Below are 4,701 nucleotides of genomic sequence, written 5' to 3' on the forward strand. Positions count from 1 at the left end.
GAGGGTCAAAGCACACGTCTTTCTCGCTCTGTGTCTTCGGTTGGCCGTTGCGCTCGCTAATCATCATCAAGGAAACGATGTCGCCAGCCCCAACATCATGCTATGAGAACCGTTCTGCACCACCGCTGTCTTTAATTAAAGAATCGCGTGACAGCGGTAGGATCTCTTCGCTGTGAAAGAAGCAGTTGAGATCTCTTCTGATACTATTTTGACCTGAAGCTAAATAAGATCATAAGCTTACCGTGCACCCAGTGCACGAATTTCTAAGAGTGTCTAAAACTATGACTCGAACCAAAATGGGCGTCTCTGTCCGAACCGAACTTGTAGATGAACTCGATACACTCGTTGATGAGTGTGCAGATCTCGGAGCGGCTTGCTCCGAGATCGTTGAAGCGATCCTCACAGCATATTTCCAGAACGATGAAGAGCAAATCAAACAGACGCGAGAGCTGATTATCCGCAACAGAAAACGCTCTAACTCGTAGAGAAGTTCGTGCACCTAGTGCACGGGCTTTTTAGAGTGTTATCCGAAATCACAATCCAACTGAGTTGATATCGCCTTAGTATTGGATGCATTGAAGCCTCTTCTTCGCTGTTCAGACCCTACGCTGTAATGCGGTTTTGCTCTTAACTAAAGACGAATGATTAAATAGAATGTAAGAATATGAGTGAATGCAAAAGATAACTGTATTGAAGTACTAAAATAGATAGTTACAATGGTCAAATGGGCACAAGATTCTCAGATTAGGCGAGATATCCCTTCGAAGGGGACGCTCTTTTGTCCGAACTGTAATCACCAGAGTCAGTACGATGGTGACTGGAAGGTTGTCAAGAGCGGTCAGGGTTCCCGCTACCTGTGTCCAGACTGTCGAACAGAGATTACGTCCCGGCCACCTCCCGAAAAGTCCCCTTCACCTTTAGATGTGTCTCTCACTCGCAAGTTCGTGGCGTTCCAAACGAGCGTTTTCAGACACTCTTTGAGGACAGCCGGATATTTCGTAAGACGACAAAAAGACTGGGAGTTCTCTTAATTTTGATCGAGTTAAGATGTCATACAGCCCCCGGCCCGATATCTGACCTGGTCGAACAGACGGCTAGCGGGGTCAGCTCCACTCCTATAGCCGTTCTGTCGCAGTAGGTATCACCTAGAAAATGTAAACCATATGGTTTGATATGCTGGGGCAACGACTATTTACATGTACGGAGGATTCAGGTATGAGCCAAGACAACCCCATGAGTACGGTCTTCGAACTCCAGCAACAAACACTCGAACAGAGCCAGCAGGCGATGGAGCAGTCCATCGAGTTCCAGAAGCGGCTGAACGAGGCGATGATGGGCAACATGGAGGGCCAGTCCGACGCCCAGCAGCGCAGCGGCGACATGATGCGGTCGGCGATGGAGAGCTACCTAGAGACGATCGAGTCGATGGTGCCCGGGTCAGAGGCCGGCGTCGAACAGATCCGCGAGGCGATGGATGAGCAGTTCGCCGCCGTCGAGGAGGCCCAAGCGGACGTTCAGGAGATGACCGAGGAGGGCCTCGAGGAGTACGAGAGCATGACAGATGCATACCTCGATGCACTGAGCGATCAGATGGACATGCTGACCGAAGGCCACAAAGACATGGAATCACAGACCCTCGAGTTCCTCGACGAGACCGAAGAACAGCTCAAAGAGCTTCTCGAGCAGGCCGGTGAACAGGCCCAGGAGCAGATCGAACGCATTCAGGAGCAAGCCGAGCAGCTGCGCGAACAGGTCGGCAACGAGTAGCCCGTCGCCCTGGAGGAACAGCGTGTTCCAGACCCGCTGGGGGACAAAAACGATGACGAATCCCGAGATCAGAAAGCCCGCGACGACATCCTTCCAGATCATCGACCACTCCTTGCGATACTGATTGCCAATCTTGTACCAGCCACCCCACGATAACAACTCCTCGCGCCACCCGCCGCTACTCGACGTCTCTTGCCGGTAGGTCTCCAGACACCCCTCCGAGCAGAATTTGAGCGTCTCACCGCCATCAGTCGTGAGCGTGTACTCGTCTTTTCCTTCCATCCCGCAGGTGGGATCTTCCATGACACCCGATTCGTGGTCGCGTTCGTTGAGCGTCTCCCGAACTTCGTCGAAGAGGTTCTCTGGAGCGTGAGATGGACGATGACGGCCATGACGGCAATGAGGATGAGGCCGCCGAGCAGTTCCGCGACAAGGAACTCCCAGCCCAGCAGGATCAGGATCATCAGCCCGAGTTCGACGATGAGGTTTGTCGACGCGAACATGAACGCGAGGAAGTTCACCGCGTGGGCGCCCTTCTTGAACAGGCCTTTGCCGATGGCGACGGCCCCGAAACTGCACCCACTGCTCGCCGCGCCGAACGCGGTCGCCTTGGTCAGTCCACTCAGGTCGCCATCGCCGAGGACGCTGGCCAGTCGCTCTTTGGAGACGTAGACCTGGACGAGACTCGTGATCGTGAGGCCCATAATGATCGCCCACGCCGCCCTCCAGAGGAACCCGACACCGATGCGATGGGATTCGAGAACGCTGTTGAGTATTGTCGCCTCCATAATTGAATAATCGTGGGGATCATCTATTGCAATTGTCTTTAGCAAACATTCGTTTTCAGGGTGGTCAAACCATGGAAACAAAAGAATAGAATAGTTCTAAGACCCCGGCGTGAGATGAGGGAACGAACTCCCCACGATTGTCTATTCCGTCCCTGGATCAGCCCCAACAAAAGAATGATGCAAACGCTCGTGTTCAGCGTCTCTATCGCCGTCGGATTCTGTGTACCACTGCTCGTGTACGGAGCATACAGAATGGGATATTTGACCAGACCCCAGACACTGTTGTTTGGGATCGGGTCAGGACTGGGACTGATCTGGGAAGGAGCGCTGGTGATGCTCGTACCGCGACTGACTGAGGCCCCGCTCTATTCGATCGGGGTCGATGTATCTGTTCCTTCACCTATTCACGTCATGTCTCATAGCTTCTGGGATGGGTTGCTGTTTCTGGCCGGCGTTTTGCTAGTCCGACGGTTCGTTGAAGGTCCCCATTTCCGGGTGTTTCGATGGCGTGAATTCTTGATGCTAGTCGCATGGGGACAGATTCAATCGCTTGTTGTGGAGCTTACTGCGACCGGCACCGGGATCTGGACGTATCATCCAACGTCGTGGAATCCCGCGCTGTTTCAGGTCGGTGAGAAGGCTGTCACGGCAGGGCCACAGGTCATCTGGTTGATCGCAGTATCAGTTTTCTACTATTGCTGTCTGGCTGTCTATGGACGAGAGCAGAAGATGACTGGACATTCCTGATACTGATGGACAAAAATCTCTTGGCCAAGAGCGATCATGTAATATCTCACAGTACGCCCTCGTGGTAGAATCGGGGTATGCTACTGATGTCACTTCCACGCTTTTAATTCACCGAATCAGCTAACTATGGTGATGTCGACAACTGCAGTTGATAACGACCCTTCGTCACGTCCGCTTCAGTCACTCACACCGTTGCACCTGATTGGTCTGATCTTGGCTGCTATCACTGGAGGTATCCATCTGTGGTTAGGTGTTGAGGAGAGTTCACTCGCGCTCTTTACTGCTGGAGTCGGGTTCGCCATCGGTATTGTAGCTGTCACCGCTAACATTCGGCGCTTAACCGTCGTCAAGCTTGGAATTCCGTTTACTGCGACACAGACAGTGTACTACCTTGCAACTCACTTTGATCAAATCACCCTGGTGAGCGCCACAGACAAAGTCGTTCAAATCGGACTGATCGGGATTCTGTTTCTTATTGCCCGCCGCAGCTGAGGCAGTACCGTGCAATCAGAACAGCTGTCTGTGATGGCAGAACGCACGATATACAAGATCTGCACCTGCTGAGAGGGTGAGTTACCTCCAGCAGTCCTGAATTCGATTATCTTGTGAACTGTACTATTCCCCCGTATCGTTGAGAATATATGTCCGTTGGCACTCGAAGAATCAAGATCAACCCGACAGCCGTTAGCTCTGCCGAGACTTCTTTGGGGATTTCACAGTAGTACATCTCGCAGACCGATCTTCGTGCACGTCTCTCTCACCGTGACTTCGTGTCCCGTTCGAGTCTCTCTTTTCGCGTTTCGTATTCGTCGTCAGTCAACTCGCCGCGAGCGTATGCTCGCCGAAGCTCTTCGAGTGCCTTATCGGAGTCAGTCTGCTCACCTGTGACAACCCGGTAGACGAGATAGCCACCACCGACGATTGCAGCAATGAACAGGAGTTGCATCACGATTCCGACGATGAACATCCACCCCGGCATCGGTCCGCTACCCCACATTCCATCACCCCACGTACCGCCCATCATCGGGCCGAATCCCATCATTCCGAAACCCATGAAGATCATCGGGAAAATGACGAATACTCCGATGATAATGAGGACAACCGTGACCAGTTGTGTGTCGTCAGTTTGATTTGGCATTTGAGTTCACTCCGTGAGTCCGTCTCTAGTGGTACGGACGGGATCACAGTTCAATGCGATTGCAACTTAGAATCACTTGAAATCAGGACTGGTCATATTTTGTATCCACAGCTGAGAGTAGTCTAATAATTGTTCGCTCATCTGTATTGGTGGATACTTTCTCATGACTGGAGTTCGTAGTCTGCTACAGCATGGTCAGCAGAGAGAGCGTCAGCAATGTGTTTCTGCCTGACAAAGAGGACTGTTTGGAGTACCTGCGTG

Annotated in this window: 6 protein-coding genes and 1 pseudogene; 5 read left to right on the plus strand and 2 right to left on the minus strand. The window is 52.2% G+C overall.

The features are described from left to right. The first annotated feature begins 281 nt into the window (after window positions 1-281). The 3 genes from EOW68_RS18080 to EOW68_RS18085 all read left to right on the plus strand — a co-directional run bounded on the left by EOW68_RS18080 (window position 282) and on the right by EOW68_RS18085 (window position 1,767). Entirely contained in the window at window positions 282-485 is a 204-nt protein-coding gene (locus EOW68_RS18080; protein WP_128226551.1) for a hypothetical protein, read from the plus strand. Between the two features lie 231 nt (window positions 486-716). Beyond that, window positions 717-1,031, plus strand: coding sequence for a DUF8106 domain-containing protein (locus tag EOW68_RS19125; RefSeq protein WP_489666330.1), 315 nt, complete (start codon window positions 717-719; stop codon window positions 1,029-1,031). A gap of 184 nt (window positions 1,032-1,215) precedes the next feature. Continuing rightward, entirely contained in the window at window positions 1,216-1,767 is a 552-nt protein-coding gene (locus EOW68_RS18085) for a hypothetical protein (protein WP_128226552.1), read from the plus strand. On the opposite strand, the pseudogene EOW68_RS18090 reads toward EOW68_RS18085, so the two are convergent. Continuing rightward, window positions 1,759-2,555: pseudogene (locus EOW68_RS18090) on the minus strand (permease); the annotation flags it as partial. The gene EOW68_RS18085 and the pseudogene EOW68_RS18090 sit on opposite strands and share 9 nt — an antisense overlap. Window positions 2,556-3,074: 519 nt before the next feature. On the opposite strand from EOW68_RS18090, the gene EOW68_RS18095 reads away from it, so the two are divergent. Next, a complete protein-coding gene (locus EOW68_RS18095; protein ID WP_128226553.1) occupies window positions 3,075-3,302 on the plus strand; it encodes a hypothetical protein in 228 nt (75 codons plus the stop codon). A gap of 132 nt (window positions 3,303-3,434) precedes the next feature. Further along, the gene (locus EOW68_RS18100) at window positions 3,435-3,794 is read left to right on the plus strand and encodes a hypothetical protein (RefSeq protein WP_431359058.1); all 360 of its coding nucleotides are present in this window, start codon (window positions 3,435-3,437) and stop codon (window positions 3,792-3,794) included. 265 nt (window positions 3,795-4,059) lie between these two features. On the opposite strand, the gene EOW68_RS18105 is transcribed toward EOW68_RS18100, so the two are convergent. After that, a complete protein-coding gene (locus EOW68_RS18105) occupies window positions 4,060-4,440 on the minus strand; it encodes an SHOCT domain-containing protein (RefSeq protein ID WP_128226555.1) in 381 nt (126 codons plus the stop codon). Between the last annotated feature and the right edge of the window lie 261 nt (window positions 4,441-4,701).

The sequence above is a fragment of the Halovenus amylolytica genome (genome assembly GCA_004015825.1).
Taxonomy (GTDB): Archaea; Halobacteriota; Halobacteria; order Halobacteriales; family Haloarculaceae; genus Halovenus; species Halovenus amylolytica.